Origin of the sequence: Candidatus Nanopelagicus hibericus, from assembly GCF_002288005.1 — a bacterium.
In the GTDB taxonomy this organism is placed as follows: Bacteria; Actinomycetota; Actinomycetes; order Nanopelagicales; family Nanopelagicaceae; genus Nanopelagicus; species Nanopelagicus hibericus.
On sequence record NZ_CP016771.1, the window covers coordinates 1188116 to 1205980 of the forward strand.

Consider the following 17865-nt stretch of genomic DNA (forward strand, 5'->3'; position numbering starts at 1 on the left):
AAAGTAGCCTACCGATTACTTTGCTTGGGGATAGGAACCTAGAAAACGAATATCATCACAAATTTGCTTAAGCCCGACTAAGGCAGCAGATACCCCGGACTCATCAATATGGCCTTCGACATCAATTATGAAGTGGTAGTGACCAAGTTCAATACCGGTTGGTCTGCTTTGGATAAAGGTCAAATTGATTTGGTGTTTTGCAAACTCATTTAATATCTCAAGCAAGGCTCCGGCATGATCAATATCAATAAAGACAGCAAGTGATGTTCGATCCTTTCCTGTTGCTGCTGGTGTTTGACCTGGTTTTTCCACCACGACAAATCTTGTTACCGCACCTTGGTTATCGCCAATATTTTCGGCTAAAACTTTTAATCCATAGTTTTTTGCAGCAATAGGAGCGGCAATTGCGGCGTCGTAATCACCTTTACTTAAACCCTTTGCTGCCGCTGCAGTAGATGATGTTTCAATCAACTGAGCATATGGAAAGTTTTTTGCAATATAGCTTCGGCATTGTGCTTCAGCGTGTGGGTGAGTGGCAATAGATTTGATCTCATTTGGATTAGTTTTATCAAGACTCATCAGTGAGAAGGTAACTGGCAATGTTGTCTCAGCTGTTATTACTAATGGCTCTCCAATTGCCAACTCATCTAAGGTCCTTGCTACTACACCCTCAACTGAGTTTTCAATTGGCACTAAAGCTTTTTGGCACTCACCATTTCTTACTGAATTTAGTGCTGCAGTGACATTTGCATAAGCAATTAACTGATCACTTTTTTCTGAAATCTTTATTAACGCCGCCTCGGTAAATGTTGCAGCTGGGCCAAGATAGGCGTACTTAATTGACATGGGTTAAGAGTAGCCGAGTGATCCTCGTGCTCGTGCTGGGTAATCCGTCATCACCGCATAAACTCCAAGTTGTTGACAAAGTTTTAGATCATTTGGCTCATTCACTGTAAAAACCATTACCTTTTTACCCTTCTTGATTTGATTCGCCACAAAAGATGGCTCATTTCGGATAATTTTTATATTCACCACAATAATTGATGTGGGATTTAAGTGTGAAAAAATTTTGTGCTGAATCAAATATCCACTACTAAAGCCGCCCTGCTTATTTCTTAAGGTAGCAAGGTATGAAAAAGAGATTAGAAATACCTTGATTTTGCTCTCCTGTATTTTTTTAACGTTTTCCGTCAACAGCTTATGAACTCGTTTTTCAATTGCTCCTGCACTTGGCACTGGATGCTTTGATTCAATTACTAGATCTTTTTTGTTGCTTATGGCCAAATCTAATAATTGATCCAACCGATATGGGTTTACAGCCAGCTTTAGCTCTTGATAGGTGGTTTTTGCAATTTCAAGTGAGTGAGTCGAAAGCCTGTTGGTATTACTATCGTGATAACAAATTATTTGATGATCTTTTGTCAGCCGCACATCACATTCAAAACCATCAGTTCCTTGCGAAATAGCTGCTAAATAGGCAGCTTGTGTACCTTCGGGAAATTCACCGCTGGCACCGCGGTGGGCGTAGATCAACATTTGTCGGGCGCCCTTTCATTATCAAATCAAATCTGTGGTGAGATTGGCTCTATGAAATGGCAGTTTAACTCCTTTGCACAGACAGATCTTGGTTTAGTTAGAGGCGGCAATGAAGATTCAGCCATTGTTTGCAGTAATTTAATTGCGGTAGCAGATGGCATGGGTGGTCATGCCGGTGGTGAGGTGGCATCTGCAATTGCGATAAATGCCTTAGAACAAATACTGCCAATTATCTCTGATCTAGAACTTGAAATATTCTCCCGTGAAGATTTATTTCTAAATATCACCTACGATATTGATCGACAAATATTAGAAAAAAGTAAGTTGCAACCAGATCTATCTGGCATGGGCACCACCTTAACTGCGCTGAGTATTTTGGATAAAAACATTGAATTACTCCATATTGGCGATTCACGTTGTTATCGCTATCGAGACAAAAAACTTGAACAATTAAGTTATGACCACACCGTGATGCAAGAGTTATTAGATCAGGGAAGGCTTACACCAGATGAGGTATTTGATCATCCGCAACGCTCCTTACTCACCCAAGCATTAATGGGGGACTCAGGTCTTGATCCTGTATTAGTAAGTTATGAGATAAAAAAGGGAGATAAATTTCTGCTGTGCAGTGATGGCTTAACAAATGTGTTATCAAATTATGAGATAAGTAAGATCATTGAGGCAAATGAGGATAACAAGGTTGCTGCAGCTTTGATTGCTGAGGTTTTATCAAAGGGTGCACCAGATAACATCACAATTATCTGGAGTGAAATAGTTGAGGGTAAACAAGATAATTTTATTAAAAAATTAGGTGCGGCTAATGAATAGTGGAATCAGTAAATTATCCAACGGTAGATACACAGTTGGTGAAATGATCGGCACCGGCGGTATGGCCGATGTTTATCTCGGCAAAGACACCAGATTAGATCGAGATGTTGCAATAAAAGTATTACGCCGTGACTTAGCAAAGGATCCAGCCTTTGTTGCTAGATTTAAAAAAGAGGCGTTAGCTGCTGGAGGTTTAAATCATCCTGGAATTGTGGCGGTTTATGACTCTGGGGAAGAAAATAATTCTCCTTACATTGTGATGGAGTTGGTAAGTGGTGTAACCCTTAGACAAATGATTTTAGATGAACAAATTTCACCACAGCGCACTCTAGAAATTATTAAAGGAATATTACAAGCACTTGATTACTCACATAGTAAGTCAATTGTGCACCGAGATGTAAAGCCTGGAAATATTATGATTACTGACTCTGGTGATATCAAGGTAATGGATTTTGGTATTGCAAGAGCAACTGGTGATATTGGTGCGACGATGACAAGTACTTGGAATGTGGTTGGTACTGCGCAATACCTCTCACCCGAGCAGGCAACGGGTGAGGTAGCTGATGGCAGGAGTGATCTTTATTCACTAGGTTGTGTGATGTATGAATTACTAACAGGCACACCACCATTTACTGGTGACACTCCAGTTTCAGTTGCTTATCAACATGTTTCATCACCAATTATCCCCGCCTCACAAATTAAGCCAGGGATTGACCCAAATATTGATCGGATGCTTGAGGTTGTATTGGCAAAAGATCCCACTCACAGATACCAGGATGCAAAAGCAATGTTGGCAGATTTAGAGCATGTAATAAAAGGTGAGCCAGTTACTACCAAAATTAAAAAGATATTTCCTCGTCGCAAATTAATTACCAGAGCTGCTCTGCTGCTTTCAGTTTTAGCCATAATTACATTCACCTATATTTCTACTTCACCAGATGGTGTGACGGTTAAGGTTGCAAATGTGGTCGGCTTAACTGAAGATGAGGCAAGAGCCTTACTAAAAAACTTTAATATCAATGTTGAGCGAGCACCTAACGCAAAAATCCCAATTGATCGAGTTGCATCTCAACTACCACTTGCCACCGCCGATGCGGTTGCTGGCAGTAGTGTCACATTAACTATTTCAGATGGACCAGGAAATACCACTGTTCCTGTTGGATTAATTGGCCTTTCACTGGAGGAGGCAAGATATAAATTAACCTCAGCAGGTTTGCTTATCGCCCAAACTATTGCGGTTGATTCAGATCAAGCACCTGGAGTTGTAATCAGTATTAACCCAACCCCCGGCACCACTATTACAGCCGGAAGTGGTGTGACCCTAGAGATTGCAAGTGGAAATGTGCAGGTACCATCCTTAGTTGGATTAAATGAGATTGGCGCTAAAACTGTATTAACCCAGGCAGGGTTTCTAATTAGGGAGATTTCTGCATACGACCCAAATAAGCCAATAGGTGAAATTCTTGCTCAAGCACCAGAGGGTGGTGCTACAAAAACAATTGGCAGTATTGTGACAATTACTATCAATAAAAATTAAGCTTTTATTACTACCGGAGATAATCCTTCAGATCTAGCGCGAGCGCCCTTATCGCCACAGATTTCTAACCAATTACCAATCATTTGATAACCATGTTCAGTTAAAACTGATTCGGGATGAAACTGCACACCACAAATTGGTAATGTTTTATGTTGCAGCGCCATTACTACGCCAGACTCTGTAGCACCGGTTATTTCAATCTCACTAGGCAAGGTGTCTTTCTCAATCGCAAGTGAGTGGTAGCGAGTTGCGGTAAATGGGGATGGAATATTTTCTAATACTGATATATTTTTATGGGTAACAACAGAAGTTTTGCCATGTAATAGCTCTGGCGCCCTGGAAACAGTTGCGCCATATGCAACACCTATTGCTTGATGGCCAAGACAAACACCAAGCAGTGGAATCTTTTTTTCGGCGCAGTACTTAACAAGTTCAACACTTATGCCAGCACCTTGCGGTGTGCCAGGACCGGGGGAGATTAACACCCCATCATATTTATCTGCCTCACTCACTTTGATCTCATCATTTCGCACCACAGTGCATTGGGCTCCTAATTGTTGTAGATACTGAACTAGGTTAAAAACAAATGAGTCGTAGTTATCAATAACTAGGATTTTGCGAGAGGTGGTGCTCATAGGCTAATTGTGTAGTAATCTGCTGCCATGCCGAAGTCAAAAGTGCGCGATAAGGTCCGCAAGCAAAAGAAGGTTGCCCCAGCCGTTGAGCAGTTTGCGGCTGAGGATGAGAAGTTAGAGAGCCCAAGCTGGCTTGCCCCAGTAATGGTCGCCAACTTCATCTTGGGACTTATTTGGATCGTAATTTTCTATATCTCTGGCACTAACTACCCGATTCCAGGCATTGGAGCTTGGAATATGTTGGTTGGTTTTGGCTTTGTGGGTATCGGCTTTTCACTCGCCACCCGCTGGTACTAATTACAACACTGTAATTCTCCACACGGTGGATAAGTGTTGTGGATAACTTTTAACCCTTAAGACTGAGTCACTCGCCTACCCTTAAGCCGTGCTCGCCTTTATCGCCTACCTACTGACCTTAATTGCTATTGGCATATTTAGCTTTCAAGGATTTAAATTATTTAAAAAGATCTCAGCTGGTCAAAGTGATCCCTCACGTTTTGATCAAAAAGGTAAACGATTAAAAAATATGCTTGTTGAGGTTTTATCCCACACCAAGATGCTTAACTTCACCGCCACCGGGATTGCTCACTGGTTTGTAATGGTGGGATTTTTTGCACTGCTTGGCACATTAATCACAGCCTACGGTCAATTACTAAATCCCAGCTGGAGCTTGCCAATTATTGGCCACTTTGTGGGATATGAATTTTTTGCTGAACTAATTGCTGCCTTAACTGGTATTGGAATTGTAACCTTAATTGGAATCCGACAAGTAACTAGAGTTGTTAAACCAGGTAGATCATCAAGATTTTACGGTTCTGGCAGTTGGAAAGCTTATTATGTAGAGGCAACAATTGTGGCGATAGTTTTTTGTGTAATCGCACTACGTGGCTTAGAGGGTGCGCTACTAAATAAGTCAGATTGGAGTTGGCATTATGCAATCTCATATCCTGCCGTTTTATTATTTAGTAAGTACTCTGCTACTCAAGTTGAAAACTTAATTCAAGTAATTGCATTTACCAAGATAGTGGTTTCGATGGCTTGGTTCATTGTGGTCGGCTTAAATCTCAACATGGGTATTGCTTGGCATAGGTTTTTAGCTTTCTTTAATATCTACTTTAAGCGAACACCTGGCAAAGTGAATGCACTTGGGCCCCTGCCGGTAATGCTCTCCCATGGGAAAGAGATTAATTTTGAGGATCCAAAAGAGGATGATGTATTTGGTATTGGAAGCGCCGCTGATATATCTTGGAAAGGCCTTCTTGATATGTCTACCTGCACCGAGTGCGGCAGATGCCAATCACAATGCCCTGCCTGGCACACTGATAAACCGCTATCTCCCAAGCTTTTAATCATGGCGATGCGAGATCACGCATTAGCCAAAGTGGGTACTGAAGCAGCATCTGCCACCAAGATTGTTGGTAATGCTCATGAAAATGCAATCTCATTAGATGTTTTGTGGTCCTGCACAACCTGCGGTGCTTGTGTTGAGGAGTGCCCAGTTGATATTGAACATGTTGATCACATCGTTAATATGCGAAGGTTTCAAGTTTTAGTTGAATCTGAGTTTCCAACTGAGCTGGGAAATACCTTTAGAAATCTAGAAAAGGCAGGAAACCCCTGGGGTGCCAATAGAACAGATCGAGATGCTTGGATTAAAGAGGTTGATTTTCCAATTACCGTAATTGATTCAGTAATACCAGAAGATATTGAGTACTTATTTTGGGTTGGTTGTGCTGGTGCGTATGAAGAGCGAGCAAAGAAAACCACAAAAGCAGTTGCTGAACTTTTGTATATGTCAGGAGTTTCGTTTGGTGTATTGGGAAAGCGTGAGACCTGCACCGGGGACCCAGCTAGAAGAAGTGGTAATGAGTTTTTATATCAGATTTTATCTAGAGAAAATATTGAAACCTTGCAAGAGGCATTTGGTACTCGGGGAGTGAAAAAAGTTGTAGTCACCTGCCCGCACTGCTTCACAACTATTGGTCGTGATTACAAACAGCAAGGTTTTGAATTACAGATGGTGCACCACACACAGCTGCTAAATCAATTAGTAAAAGAGGGAAGGTTAAAACCAATAGCACCTGCAAAAGAGGATGCTAAGAAGATTACCTATCATGATCCTTGTTATCTTGGCCGGCACAACCAAATATATGAACCACCTCGGGAGTTGTTGGAATCAGCTGGTGTTGAAGTTACTGAGATGCCTAGAAATAAGGAGCGATCATTTTGTTGTGGCGCAGGAGGCGGGCGGATGTGGATGGAGGAAAAAATTGGCGAGCGCATCAACTTAAATCGAGTTGATGAAGCAATTGCTACGGGAGCTGAGGAGGTGGCGGTTGGCTGTCCATTCTGCCGAGTAATGGTCTCAGATGGCATGGTGGCAAAATCGAGCTCAGTTGAGGTGCTAGATGTGGCCCAAGTGATGTTGCGCTCCGTGAAAAGTTCAGGATAACGCACAAGTAAATCTCAGAAAATCCTCAGGTTGATAGATAATTATCCCTACCGAGGTGGTACTAAATGACAACTGTCAAAGAACGAGTAAGTAATAGCCAAGAGGTAAATCAGAGTGTGCAACGAATTCTCGTTGTAGATGATGAGAGCTCCATTAGTGAGTTAATTGCCACCAGCTTAAAGTTTGTTGGCTTTGATGTGAGAACCGCCGCCACTGGATCGCAAGCTCTGCAAATTGCGCAACAATTTAAGCCACATGCGTTAATTCTAGATGTGATGCTGCCTGATCAAAATGGTTTTGAAGTATGCCGACAGATTAGAAGTGAGGGACAAAAGGTTGGTGTGTTGTTTTTAACCGCCAAAGATTCAGTTGAAGACAAGATCGCTGGCCTAACAATTGGTGGTGATGATTATGTTACTAAGCCATTCTCACTTGAGGAGTTAGTGGCTCGTCTTCGTGCCCTGCTTCGCAGAACTGGTGTTACTGAGATTGAAAGTGATGAAGAGAAAATTAGATTTGCAGATCTTGAATTAGATGAGGCAACTCATGAAGTCAGACGAGCTGGTAATTTAATTGATCTTTCGCCAACTGAGTTTTTACTTCTTCGCTACTTAATGATTAATGCCGACCGTGTGGTGAGCAAATCACAGATATTAGATCATGTTTGGCAGTATGACTTCAGAGGAGATATGGGGATTGTGGAAACTTATGTTTCCTATCTGCGCAAAAAAATAGATATATACGAGCCTGCCTTAATTCACACAGTTCGTGGAGTTGGATATCGCCTGCGGTTGCCAGTTAGTAAGTAATTGATCACAATTAGGGAATGAATTCACCGCTAAGTCGGGTGCGCACTCCACTTTCACTCTGGAGCCTGCGTAACCGACTTATCTTGGCCTCAGTTGTAATGGCCAGCCTGGCAATTGTCGCCTCAGATTTTGCAGCAAATGCTGCACTTCGTACCTACCTAATATCCCAAGTTGATAAGGGATTGGTTAATATTTCAAACGCCTCACTGACCCGTTTAAAATCAAGTGGCATTACCCCACCAGAAAGTGCCCCGGAGGACTCACCATTTAAAATCTTGCCGCCATTAAGTGGTGTACCAACCTCTATTTCGGTAACCATATTAGATAGAGATGGCAATTTAATTGGCCGAATCGGTGGTGAGTTAGCGGGTGAAAACTTTGCCATTACTGGTTTAAAGCTTGCTGAGGTTGAAAAATATAATTACCTGCCATTTACTATTGATGGTGAAGGCGATAACCCAGATGTAAGGGCGCTAGCGCAGCTGCTACCAACTGGATTAGGAAGTGTGATTGTTGCTAACTCACTTGCCGAGGTTGATCAGACACTTAACCGATTAAGGTTCCTATTTTTAATACTGGGCTTGCTCGCATTATTAATAATTGCAATCGCATCACGGTGGATTGTGGCAATTGGGCTTAGGCCACTTGAAGCGGTGGAGGATACCGCGGAGGCAATTGCTGGGGGTGATCTATCCGCTCGACTACCAGCGGCAAAACCAGATACTGAGGTTGGCCGATTAACTACCTCACTTAACACCATGCTTGCCCGAATTGAAGAGTCATTTGCGGTCCGAGTGGAGAGTGAAAATAAATTAAGAAGATTTGTGGCAGATGCTTCACATGAATTGCGCACACCACTAACGGCAATTAGAGGATTTGCTGAGTTACACCGGCAAGGTGCGGTAGTAGGTGAAGAAAAAGTAAATGAGTTAATTAATAGAATAGAAAAAGAATCAATCAGAATGAGCACATTAGTTGAAGATTTATTACTTCTTGCCCGGCTTGATCAATCAAGGCAGCTTGAGATGGAGCCAGTAGATTTAAATACAGTAATAAATGAGGCGGTAATTAGTGCCAAAGTAGCAGGGCCAGATCATATGATTGAGGTTAATTTGGCAACGGATGAAACTTTTGTTTTAGGAGATTCCCAAAGAATTTATCAAGTTATTTTAAATTTACTAGCAAATGCTAGAACACATACGCCTGCGGGGACAAAAATAACTGTCACCGTTAATCAACTTATTAATGAGACAAATGTGAAGGTGGTTGATAACGGCCCTGGTTTATCTCTAGCTGATCAAAAACGGATTTTCGAACGTTTCTACCGAGCAGATCCATCGCGGGTCAGAAATGCTGGCGAAGGAAGCGGTCTTGGCTTATCAATTGTTGATGCGGTAATGAAGGCACATGGTGGCTATGTATCAGTTGATTCAAAGATTGGTGAGGGTTGCACCTTCACATTACACTTCTTAAATCAAGAGTAGTTATTCGATTTTACTTTTGTGAAAGTTAAGCCAGGATTTTGATGGCGTTGGACCACGTTGGCCTTGATATCTTGAGCCATAAATTGCCGAGCCGTATGGATGCTCAGCTGGGGATGATAATTTAATTAAACAAAGCTGACCGATTTTCATTCCGGGAAATAATTTCACCGGCAAGTTCGCAACATTAGAGAGTTCTAAAGTGATGTGGCCAGAAAAACCTGGATCAATAAATCCAGCGGTGGAGTGGGTAAGAAGTCCTAGTCGTCCAAGGGAAGATTTTCCTTCTAAACGCCCGGCGATGTCATCTGGCAAAGTGATCACCTCATATGTACTAGCTAATACAAACTCACCTGGATGCAAAATAAAATGCTCATCAGTTGCTACCGCTACCTCGCGGGTTAAATCTGGTTGCTCAATTGATGGATCAATTACCGAGTACTTATGATTTTCAAAAACTCTAAAAAAACGATCTAACCGCACATCCACACTTGATGGCTGCACCATCGCCTCGGTGAAGGGTTCAACCTTTACCCGGCCTTGGGTGATTTGGGCTTTGATGTCTTTATCGCTGAGCAGCACAATCGCTGACCCTATCTTGAAGTTATCAAATTAACAGCGGAAACCTACTGGTGGGTATTGATTAAGTTACCGACCAGTAGGATGCTTATCCCATGGGACATTACATCGCCAACCTGCGGGATATTGAGTTTTGCCTTTTTGATTTACTAGAGCGCGACTCCATTTTGGGTAAATCGATTTACAAAGACTTAGACCGCGAAACTGCAATGGGGATGTTAGAAGAGGTCAAGCGGATGGCAGAAAATGATTTAGCTGCATCCTTCGTAGATGGTGATCAAATAAAAGTTAAATTTGATCCAGCAACTGGAGATGCAAAACTTCCTGAATCATTTAAGAAATCTTATAAAACCTTTATGGACAATGAATGGTGGCGAATAGATGCACCAGTTGAGTTAGGTGGCACATCAGTTCCACCATCAATTAGGTGGGCAATTGCGGAGATGGTTTTAGGATCAAATCCAGCAATTCATATTTACGCATCTGGTACCGCCTTTGCACATGTGGCTTATGTTTTTGGCACACCCGAACAAAAGAAAATTGCAAAATTAATGGTAGATAAACAGTGGGGCGCCACCATGATGCTAACTGAGCCAGATGCTGGTAGTGATGTTGGTGCTGGTAGATCAAAAGCTGTTAAACAACCAGATGGCACCTGGCATATCACTGGTACAAAAAGATTTATTACCTCAGGGGACTCTGATTTAACTGAAAATATTGTTCACTTTGTTTTGGCACGGCCAGAGGGTGGTGTTGCTGGCACAAAAGGACTTGATCTTTACATGATTCCAAAATTTATGTTTGATTTCGATACCGGTAAACTTGGCAAACGTAATGGTGTTTATGTGACAAAGCTGGAACATAAAATGGGATTGAATGTCTCCACTACCTGTGAAATGAATTTGGGTGAAAAAGAGCCTGCGGTTGGATATTTACTTGGTGAGGTACATGAAGGTATTGCCCAGATGTTTAAGGTAATTGAGTATGCGCGAATGATGGTGGGAACCAAAGCGATTGCAACGCTAAGCGCTGGCTACCAACAAGCACTCTCATATGCAAAGACTCGTGTGCAGGGTCCGGATTTAACAGTTGCTAAAGACAAGAAAAGCCCTAGAGTTGAAATTATTAAGCACCCTGATGTGCGCAGATCATTGATGGTACAAAAGTCATACTCAGAAGGAATGCGGGCGTTGGTTTTGTATACCGCATCAATCCAAGATGCATTCGCACTGGCTGAAGCAGAGGGTGGAGATAAGGAAAAACTTGAGGATTTGCACTTGGTTAATGACCTATTACTACCGATTGTTAAAGGGTACGGAAGTGAAAAATCATGGACTTTACTTGGCACAGAATCATTACAAACCTTTGGCGGCTCCGGCTTTACTACTGATTGGCCTCTTGAGCAGTATGTACGTGATGCCAAAATCGATACATTGTATGAAGGCACCACCGCAATTCAAGGATTAGATTTCTTCTTTCGTAAAATTGTTAGAGACCGTGGCAGATCAATCACAATTATTGGTAAAGAGATTGCCAAGTTTGCTTCTACTGGCGGCAAATTAGCTGATGAGAAAAAAAGTCTCCTTAAGGCGTTAGAAGATGTACAAGCGATGATTGGCCACATGGTTGGTGTGGCAATGGAATCGCAAGAGAATCCAACGGAAATTTACAAAGTTGGACTTAACACCTCCAGATTATTGATGGCAACTGGTGATTTGATTATCGCTTGGCTACTTCTTCGTCAAGCAGATATCGCGCAAAGCAAACTTGCAAATGCAGGACGTGATACCGAGTTTTATAATGGCAAAATTGCCTCTGCCAAGTTTTTTGTTAGATCCGTACTACCTCATATATCTGTTGAGCGTGCGGTAGTTGAATCTGAAAATGGTGAGATTATGAGTATTGCTGAGGCAGCCTTTTAAATTTAAGTAAAGCAATATCTTTAATGTAGGGTGCTTTCTGTGAAACATCGTGGGGAATTCCTATTAATTACAGCTGCTATGGGATTTGCCCTAGGTGGGGTTGCTGCAAAAATATTGCGTGAAGCCGATATGGATGCCTTCAGATTAACGCAGATAAGATCCACTGCAGCTGCGGTAATACTTCTTACGATTGCACTCATTAATGGAAAACGTCAGCTCTACGCACGCCGAGATGAGATAAAAGATTTAATTCTCTTTGGAATTATCGGTGTCTCCGCTGTCACTTCTTTTTACTTTTTTGCAATTAAATACTTATACGTTTCAGTGGCTTTAATTATTGAATTTACGGCAGCAATTTGGATTGCTTTGTATTTAAGGTTTGTGAAAAAGAAACATATCTCCCCCATTATGTGGGTGGGAATCGCCTGCGCCTTTTTTGGATTAGTACTAGTCTCACAAATATGGAGTGAAACTTCTCTTCACCCAATTGGTGTAGCTGTCGCTTTTGCCGACGCCTTTGCGCTGGCTTATTACTTTCTAACTGCCGACCGGCTCACTCAAACTAGAACCCCACTTTCGTTAATGACTTGGGGTATTGGTGTAGCAGCAATTTTCTGGGCATTAATACTTCCTTGGTGGAATTTCCCGTTTGAGTATCTAACTAATACCTACTCCCTAGAGGGCAATCTCTCTGGTTATAGCGCGCCTGGTTGGGCCTTAGTTCTTTGGATAGTTGTGATTGGAACTGTAATTCCTTATCTGCTTACTGTTACTGGAATTAAAGAATTATCAGCTAGCACAAGTAGTGTTATTGGCATGATTGAGCCAATATTTGCTGGTGTAATCGCGTGGTGGTTACTTAATGAAGCATTTACTACTATTCAACTAATTGGCTGCGCAGTGGTGTTAATTGGCATTTATCTAGCTGACAAGGCAAGGTCACAGGTTAAGAATTAATGAGCTCATTTGATGACATATTTGCCGCAAATGCTGAGTTTATTAACGGGTTTAAATCCCAAGAGTTAACTGGTGAGGCTAAAAAAGGTTTAGCAATTATTACCTGTATGGACTCACGAATTGACCCACTTCGGATAGTTGGCATGAGGGCTGGAGATGCCAAGATCTTAAGAAATGCCGGAGCTAGGGTGACTGAGGATGTGCTCAGAACTTTAATCTTGGCTACCACCTTACTTAATGTTGATCGCATCTTGGTAATGCCACATACTGATTGTCGAATGGCAAGTGGGACAGAGGATGAAATACATAAAACAATTTTTGAAAAAAGTGGGATTGATACCAGAAGTGTTGAGATAAGAACTGTGACTGATCAGGTAGCGGCACTAAAATCTGATTTGGTAAGAATCGAACAATTTCCGATGTTGCCAAAAGGTGTTCAAGTCATTGGTGGGATTTATGATGTTAAAACTGGAGAGCTTAAAAAGATTTAATTATCTTTAATAAACTTCTCACTAGGCGCAAAGTTAGCAGCCATATCAGTAAATCTTGCAAGGTGTAATTGAGCAGAGACGATAATTGTTCTAGTTGGTCCATTCCTATGCTTTGCCACAATTAGATCAGCCTCACCTGATCTGTTTTGTGAGTCATACAAATCCTCGCGGTGCAGCAAAATCACCACATCTGCATCCTGCTCAATCGAACCTGATTCACGCAGATCAGAGAGCATCGGCTTCTTATCTGATCGCTGCTCGGGGGATCGGTTTAATTGAGAGATAGCAACTACTGGCACATTTAACTCTTTCGCTAACAATTTTAATTGGCGAGAGAACTCAGAGACCTCTTGTTGACGGTTTTCAACCCGCTTGCCGCTGGTCATAAGCTGCAGATAATCGATAATAATTAACTTCAAATTATGTCGTTGTTTAAGTCTGCGTGATTTTGCCCGGATCTCCATCAATGAAAGGTTGGCAGAATCATCAATAAACATAGGTGCATCTGAGATCTCACCCATCCGCCGAGCCATCTTTGCCCACTCCTCTTCACCCAACTTGCCAGAGCGAATGTTGTTAAGTGGCACTCTGGCCTCTGCTGCCAGCATTCTCATAGTGATTTCAGATCGACTCATTTCAAGTGAGAAAATAACTGAGGTTTCACGGTTGTGAATTGAAGCGTGTCGAGCAATATCTAATCCCAGGGTTGATTTACCAACTGCAGGACGCGCCGCCAACACAATCATGTTTCCAGGATGGAAACCATTTGTAAGTGCATCTAAATCTTTAAATCCAGATTTAATACCTTGTCCCATAACACCAGCTGCAATTTTTTCAATCTCATCATAAGCTTGTGGCATAAGTTGTGATAATTGAACATAATCTTCAGATGCTCTTCTTTCAGTAACTGCAAAAACTTCAGCTTGGGCTTGATCAACCGCATCATCTGCTTCACCCTCATCGGTGTAACCAAGTTGCACAATCTTGGTGCCGGCTTCAACCAACCTTCGCATGATGGCACGCTCACGAATTATTTTTGCGTAGTACCCAGCGTTAGCTGCAGTTGGAACTGATGAGATCAGTGTGTGTAGGTATGGCGCGCCACCAGCTCTTACTAAATCACCCCGTTTACTTAATTCCGCAGCAACTGTTACTGGATCAGCTGGTTCACCTCTACCGTATAAATCTACAATCGCATCATAAATTAATTCATGTGCTGGTCGATAGAAATCTCGCTCTCTTAAAACCTCAACTACAGATCCAATTGCATCCTTTGACAACAACATGCCACCTAAAACAGATTGCTCGGCAATTACATCTTGTGGTGGGGTGCGCTCAAACTCAGCCGCGCCACTTTTAACACGGTTTGAACTGCTGGCAAACTCTGCAATGCTCATACTCAAAGCCTCCCATCTGCCGCTGACAATCTAAAATAAGTATTAAAAATCAATTGTTTTACGCCTAGTAGGCAAAGATAATCCCTCACCTACCCCGCAGGTACAGATCGGTTTACAGCTGTGCGCATACCTGTGCAGAGGTTGATAAAAAGCGTGGATGAGGTTGTGGGTAAGTACCGGTTATTAGTGGATAAGTAATTTGCTTTTCAATATATGAGCGCAAATACTGATTTGTCACTGTGGAGAAAGATTTATTCTTAAATCTCATTATTTGGTCAGAGAAAGAAAAAGCCCTCCAGGTAAGTGGAGGGCTTTACTTCTGGCTTAATTATTTATCTGCCACCACATTAATTGGCACGTTAGCAACAACTTGAGATTCAAGAGCAATCTTCACGGTGTACTTACCCACTTTTTTAATATGTTTGTCCATCTTGATTTTATGGCGATCAACAGTTTCAGTTGTAGCAGCTCTGATCGCAGCCACAATCGCCTTATCTGTTACCGATCCAAACATAGAACCAGTTGCACCAACCTTGACCTTAACAATTATGTTTGCCTTCTCAAGTTTGGTTTTAATCTCTTTAGCATGATCAAGGTCGCGGATTTCACGAGCTGTGCGAGCGCGTTTAATTCCATCAATCTGACCCTCACCACCTTTGGTCCACATAATTGCAGAGCCTCTGGCAAGTAAAAAGTTTCTACCGTAACCATCTTTAACAGTTACTACATCACCAGCACCACCTAGGCCTGGCACCTCACGGGTAAGGATTAATTTCATTTTGAATTATCTCCCTATCTAGCAGTTGAGGTGTAAGGCAGAAGCGCCATCTCACGGCTATTTTTAACCGCAGCAGCTACTGCTCGTTGGTGTTGGGTACAAGCACCGGTAATACGTCGAGAGCGAATCTTGCCTCGATCGGTGATGTATTTGCGAAGGGTAGCGATATCTTTGTAATCAATATAACTCACCTTGTCGCGGCAAAAAGAGCATGGCTTCTTTTTGAATTTCTTCATCGCTGCAGCAGCTGCTGCAGATTTTGATTGCTTAGCTTTTTCTCTAAGCGTTTTATTACTTCTTGCTCCCACTGTGGTGCTCCTTAGGTTAGGGCCCTGTTATTTAAAACAGGAATGGTTTGTTTTGGATTTAAAAAGGTGGTGCGTCATCACTTGGTGTCGTAGACCAACCGCCACCGACTGGGGCTGCTGACCATGGATCATCAGTTGATGATGTTGGGGCTGCGGCTGCTGGCGCGGTGTAACCGCCGCCAGTTTGTCTAGCAACCTTAGTTACCTTAGCGGTGGCATTGCGAAGTGAAGGTCCGACCTCATCTACCTCAACTTCAAAGACAGTTCGCTTTTCACCCTCTTTGGTTTCATAAGAGCGTTGCTTTAATCTGCCAGAGACAATTACTCGCATTCCCTTGGTTAGGGACTCGGCAACATTTTCTGCAGCTTGGCGCCAAATTTGGCATTGTAAAAAGAGACTGTCGCCATCTTTCCACTCGTTAGTAGTTTTATCTAAATAACGAGGCGTGGATGCTACGGTGAATTTTGCCACCGCCGCGCCACTTGGTGTGAAGCGAAGCTCTGGATCACTAACTAAATTTCCAATCATTGTCAGATTGGTATCTCCTGCTGCCATTTACTTTTCTCCCTTTTCTACTTTAGATGCTTGTTGGTTATTTGTTGGGGATTACTCTGGGCGAACAACTTTAGTACGGAGCACTGACTCATTTAAATTGAGCTGACGATCCAACTCTTTAACTGGTGCTGGCTCAGATTGCATATCGATAACTGCGTAAATTCCTTCGCCCTTTTTATTTATTTCAAAGGACATCCGTCTTTTACCCCAGATATCTAACTTATTGACCTTGCCGCCACCTTCTTTAATTATCTTTAGATAAGTTTCAAGGCTTGGGGCAACTGTCTTCTCTTCTAAATCAGGATCTAAAATGACCATGAGTTCATAGCGACGCATCTTTAAAACCACCTCTGGACTAAAGCGGCTACGGAATTTCCGCAGCAGGTGTTAGGGCAAATGGTAGTCAAAGTGGGCATATTGGTGAAATTAAACTTATTTGACTGTGGATTTAACCGCTAAATCCCGCAGTAATTGCAGGGTAAAAATGCCAACCCCTGCCACCCGCAGTAAGGTGGCAAGGGCGTAGCCACCTGCAGGCAATCCAAATTCAGCTCCTGCATAAAGTGCTAAGTACTGCCAAATTGCAAGATGATAAATAATCTCAGTTGTTTGCCAAAACCAAAATGTAATCAGCTGCCTAGAGTTTTGTAGGGCGATAACTGCAAGTGGTGTTAACCACAAAATATATTGAGGTGAGTAAACCTTGCTAAATGTTGTAAAGATTACAACTACAAACAAGGCCACCTGTGCCAGGGTTGGCGTTTGATTTAATTGCCACAAGTACTTTGCAAATAAGGCAAATAGAGTTACTGAAATAATTATATAGATTAGATTTACCTTTGGTATTGAAATATCTAGTAATGAGAGCGCGTACCAAATAGAGCCAAAATCCTCACCTCGTTCAAGATTTAATTTGAAAAATCGCCACCAACCATCAAAGTAGAGAAGAGCAATGGGAAGATTTATGGCAGACCAAAAAAGTGTGCAGGTGAAAAGGTATTTAGCCAATTGTTTTATTTGCTGCCTTCGATAAAAAATTATTGTAATTGGTAGAAGTAATACCACGGGGAAGAATTTTGTAGCAATTGATACCCCAAGTGCGATGGCACTTTGTTCATATTTTTTCTGATCAAAGTAATATATTGCCAGCAAGGCAGTAACAACCGCCCAGATATCCCAGTTAATAAACAAGCTAGCAATGACTGCAGGGGTTGCTGGAAATAGGTATGGATACTCAGGTTTTACTTTTCTGACTACAAATGCAGTGATCAAAAAGAGTAAAACAATAATTACTGCATTGATATCAAAAAATGTTTTGTATGAATTATCGGTGGGAATTAAAAATGAGATGAGCCAGTTGCCAATACCAATTACAGGTGGGTACTCAATTGAGTTTGTTTGCGATGCGTAAGGGAAGGTGTTGGTGTTTAAGCCTCGCTCTGAAAATAGCGCAGGAATATCGGTGTAGCAGGCATGAACATAATTATCTGGCGAGGCGAAATCATTACTACGGCAGTGGTTGAATTTAAAAAATGAAATTAACGCACAAAGCAGTACTACCGCAGCAAAGGATCTACTTACCGATTTGGTAAGCAAAAG

At 42.1% G+C, this 17865-nt stretch carries 19 protein-coding genes; 9 read left to right on the plus strand and 10 right to left on the minus strand.

Going from position 1 to position 17865, the window contains the following annotated elements:
- Window positions 1–15 precede the first annotated feature (15 nt).
- Together pheA and B1s21160_RS06130 are read right to left on the minus strand one after the other, a co-directional pair.
- Complete coding sequence (pheA, locus tag B1s21160_RS06125) at window positions 16–846, minus strand: prephenate dehydratase (RefSeq protein ID WP_095672831.1); 831 nt, start codon at window positions 844–846, stop codon at window positions 16–18.
- 3 nt (window positions 847–849) lie between these two features.
- Entirely contained in the window at window positions 850–1536 is a 687-nt protein-coding gene (locus tag B1s21160_RS06130) for a glycerophosphodiester phosphodiesterase (RefSeq protein WP_095672832.1), read from the minus strand.
- A gap of 51 nt (window positions 1537–1587) precedes the next feature.
- On the opposite strand from B1s21160_RS06130, the gene B1s21160_RS06135 reads away from it, so the two are divergent.
- Both B1s21160_RS06135 and B1s21160_RS06140 read left to right on the plus strand, forming a co-directional pair.
- Window positions 1588–2364 (plus strand): PP2C family protein-serine/threonine phosphatase, encoded by a 777-nt coding sequence (locus B1s21160_RS06135; protein WP_095672924.1) that lies wholly within the window; start codon window positions 1588–1590, stop codon window positions 2362–2364.
- Window positions 2357–3901 carry a protein kinase domain-containing protein gene (locus B1s21160_RS06140; RefSeq protein ID WP_095672833.1) on the plus strand — a complete coding sequence of 515 codons (1545 nt, stop codon included), beginning with the start codon at window positions 2357–2359 and terminating at the stop codon, window positions 3899–3901. Before B1s21160_RS06135 ends, B1s21160_RS06140 begins: the two co-directional genes overlap by 8 nt.
- Here the strand turns inward: B1s21160_RS06140 and B1s21160_RS06145 are convergent.
- Window positions 3898–4536, minus strand: coding sequence for an aminodeoxychorismate/anthranilate synthase component II (locus B1s21160_RS06145; RefSeq protein WP_095672834.1), 639 nt, complete (start codon window positions 4534–4536; stop codon window positions 3898–3900). The two genes, B1s21160_RS06140 and B1s21160_RS06145, sit on opposite strands and share 4 nt — an antisense overlap.
- A gap of 27 nt (window positions 4537–4563) precedes the next feature.
- On the opposite strand from B1s21160_RS06145, the gene B1s21160_RS06150 reads away from it, so the two are divergent.
- From B1s21160_RS06150 to B1s21160_RS06165, 4 genes are all read left to right on the plus strand, one after another.
- Window positions 4564–4833, plus strand: coding sequence for a cell division protein CrgA (locus B1s21160_RS06150; protein WP_095672835.1), 270 nt, complete (start codon window positions 4564–4566; stop codon window positions 4831–4833).
- Between the two features lie 88 nt (window positions 4834–4921).
- Window positions 4922–6988: a (Fe-S)-binding protein gene (locus B1s21160_RS06155; protein WP_095672836.1), complete on the plus strand. Its 2067-nt coding sequence runs from the start codon at window positions 4922–4924 to the stop codon at window positions 6986–6988.
- A gap of 65 nt (window positions 6989–7053) precedes the next feature.
- On the plus strand, window positions 7054–7797 hold the full coding sequence (locus tag B1s21160_RS06160; protein ID WP_095672837.1) for a response regulator transcription factor: 744 nt from the start codon (window positions 7054–7056) through the stop codon (window positions 7795–7797).
- A gap of 17 nt (window positions 7798–7814) precedes the next feature.
- The gene (locus B1s21160_RS06165; RefSeq protein ID WP_095672838.1) at window positions 7815–9281 is read left to right on the plus strand and encodes a sensor histidine kinase; all 1467 of its coding nucleotides are present in this window, start codon (window positions 7815–7817) and stop codon (window positions 9279–9281) included.
- On the opposite strand, the gene dcd is transcribed toward B1s21160_RS06165, so the two are convergent.
- Complete coding sequence (dcd, locus tag B1s21160_RS06170; RefSeq protein ID WP_095672839.1) at window positions 9282–9860, minus strand: dCTP deaminase; 579 nt, start codon at window positions 9858–9860, stop codon at window positions 9282–9284.
- 92 nt (window positions 9861–9952) lie between these two features.
- On the opposite strand from dcd, the gene B1s21160_RS06175 reads away from it, so the two are divergent.
- Genes B1s21160_RS06175 through B1s21160_RS06185 form a run of 3 tightly spaced genes read left to right on the plus strand, consistent with a single transcriptional unit; the run spans window position 9953 to window position 13227 of the window.
- Window positions 9953–11779, plus strand: a complete 1827-nt coding sequence (locus B1s21160_RS06175) for an acyl-CoA dehydrogenase (RefSeq protein ID WP_095672840.1) — start codon at window positions 9953–9955, stop codon at window positions 11777–11779.
- Window positions 11780–11818: 39 nt separating this feature from the next.
- The gene (locus tag B1s21160_RS06180; protein WP_095672841.1) at window positions 11819–12736 is read left to right on the plus strand and encodes a DMT family transporter; all 918 of its coding nucleotides are present in this window, start codon (window positions 11819–11821) and stop codon (window positions 12734–12736) included.
- Window positions 12736–13227: a beta-class carbonic anhydrase gene (locus tag B1s21160_RS06185; protein WP_095672842.1), complete on the plus strand. Its 492-nt coding sequence runs from the start codon at window positions 12736–12738 to the stop codon at window positions 13225–13227. Before B1s21160_RS06180 ends, B1s21160_RS06185 begins: the two co-directional genes overlap by 1 nt.
- Here the strand turns inward: B1s21160_RS06185 and dnaB are convergent.
- The 6 genes from dnaB to B1s21160_RS06215 all read right to left on the minus strand — a co-directional run bounded on the left by dnaB (window position 13224) and on the right by B1s21160_RS06215 (window position 17862).
- Window positions 13224–14624, minus strand: a complete 1401-nt coding sequence (gene dnaB, locus B1s21160_RS06190; RefSeq protein WP_095672843.1) for a replicative DNA helicase — start codon at window positions 14622–14624, stop codon at window positions 13224–13226. The two genes, B1s21160_RS06185 and dnaB, sit on opposite strands and share 4 nt — an antisense overlap.
- A gap of 328 nt (window positions 14625–14952) precedes the next feature.
- Window positions 14953–15402 carry a 50S ribosomal protein L9 gene (gene rplI / locus B1s21160_RS06195; protein WP_095672844.1) on the minus strand — a complete coding sequence of 150 codons (450 nt, stop codon included), beginning with the start codon at window positions 15400–15402 and terminating at the stop codon, window positions 14953–14955.
- Window positions 15403–15416: 14 nt separating this feature from the next.
- Window positions 15417–15638, minus strand: coding sequence for a 30S ribosomal protein S18 (rpsR, locus tag B1s21160_RS06200; protein ID WP_223297994.1), 222 nt, complete (start codon window positions 15636–15638; stop codon window positions 15417–15419).
- A 130-nt stretch (window positions 15639–15768) separates the two neighbouring features.
- The gene (locus tag B1s21160_RS06205) at window positions 15769–16266 is read right to left on the minus strand and encodes a single-stranded DNA-binding protein (RefSeq protein ID WP_095672846.1); all 498 of its coding nucleotides are present in this window, start codon (window positions 16264–16266) and stop codon (window positions 15769–15771) included.
- A gap of 51 nt (window positions 16267–16317) precedes the next feature.
- Window positions 16318–16602, minus strand: a complete 285-nt coding sequence (gene rpsF, locus B1s21160_RS06210; RefSeq protein WP_029016793.1) for a 30S ribosomal protein S6 — start codon at window positions 16600–16602, stop codon at window positions 16318–16320.
- A 96-nt stretch (window positions 16603–16698) separates the two neighbouring features.
- Window positions 16699–17862 (minus strand): glycosyltransferase family 87 protein, encoded by a 1164-nt coding sequence (locus B1s21160_RS06215; protein ID WP_095672847.1) that lies wholly within the window; start codon window positions 17860–17862, stop codon window positions 16699–16701.
- Window positions 17863–17865: the final 3 nt, after the last annotated feature.

Bases quoted from the DNA above. Each gene is read 5' to 3' on its own strand.
- pheA (WP_095672831.1), bottom strand. From the start codon at position 846: ATGTCAATTAAGTACGCCTATCTTGGCCCAGCTGCAACATTTACCGAG.
- B1s21160_RS06130 (WP_095672832.1), bottom strand. From the start codon at position 1,536: ATGTTGATCTACGCCCACCGCGGTGCCAGCGGTGAATTTCCCGAAGGT.
- B1s21160_RS06135 (WP_095672924.1), top strand. From the start codon at position 1,588: ATGAAATGGCAGTTTAACTCCTTTGCACAGACAGATCTTGGTTTAGTT.
- B1s21160_RS06140 (WP_095672833.1), top strand. From the start codon at position 2,357: ATGAATAGTGGAATCAGTAAATTATCCAACGGTAGATACACAGTTGGT.
- B1s21160_RS06145 (WP_095672834.1), bottom strand. From the start codon at position 4,536: ATGAGCACCACCTCTCGCAAAATCCTAGTTATTGATAACTACGACTCA.
- B1s21160_RS06150 (WP_095672835.1), top strand. From the start codon at position 4,564: ATGCCGAAGTCAAAAGTGCGCGATAAGGTCCGCAAGCAAAAGAAGGTT.
- B1s21160_RS06160 (WP_095672837.1), top strand. From the start codon at position 7,054: ATGACAACTGTCAAAGAACGAGTAAGTAATAGCCAAGAGGTAAATCAG.
- B1s21160_RS06165 (WP_095672838.1), top strand. From the start codon at position 7,815: ATGAATTCACCGCTAAGTCGGGTGCGCACTCCACTTTCACTCTGGAGC.
- B1s21160_RS06175 (WP_095672840.1), top strand. From the start codon at position 9,953: ATGGGACATTACATCGCCAACCTGCGGGATATTGAGTTTTGCCTTTTT.
- B1s21160_RS06185 (WP_095672842.1), top strand. From the start codon at position 12,736: ATGAGCTCATTTGATGACATATTTGCCGCAAATGCTGAGTTTATTAAC.
- dnaB (WP_095672843.1), bottom strand. From the start codon at position 14,624: ATGAGCATTGCAGAGTTTGCCAGCAGTTCAAACCGTGTTAAAAGTGGC.
- rplI (WP_095672844.1), bottom strand. From the start codon at position 15,402: ATGAAATTAATCCTTACCCGTGAGGTGCCAGGCCTAGGTGGTGCTGGT.
- rpsR (WP_223297994.1), bottom strand. From the start codon at position 15,638: ATGAAGAAATTCAAAAAGAAGCCATGCTCTTTTTGCCGCGACAAGGTG.
- B1s21160_RS06205 (WP_095672846.1), bottom strand. From the start codon at position 16,266: ATGGCAGCAGGAGATACCAATCTGACAATGATTGGAAATTTAGTTAGT.
- rpsF (WP_029016793.1), bottom strand. From the start codon at position 16,602: ATGCGTCGCTATGAACTCATGGTCATTTTAGATCCTGATTTAGAAGAG.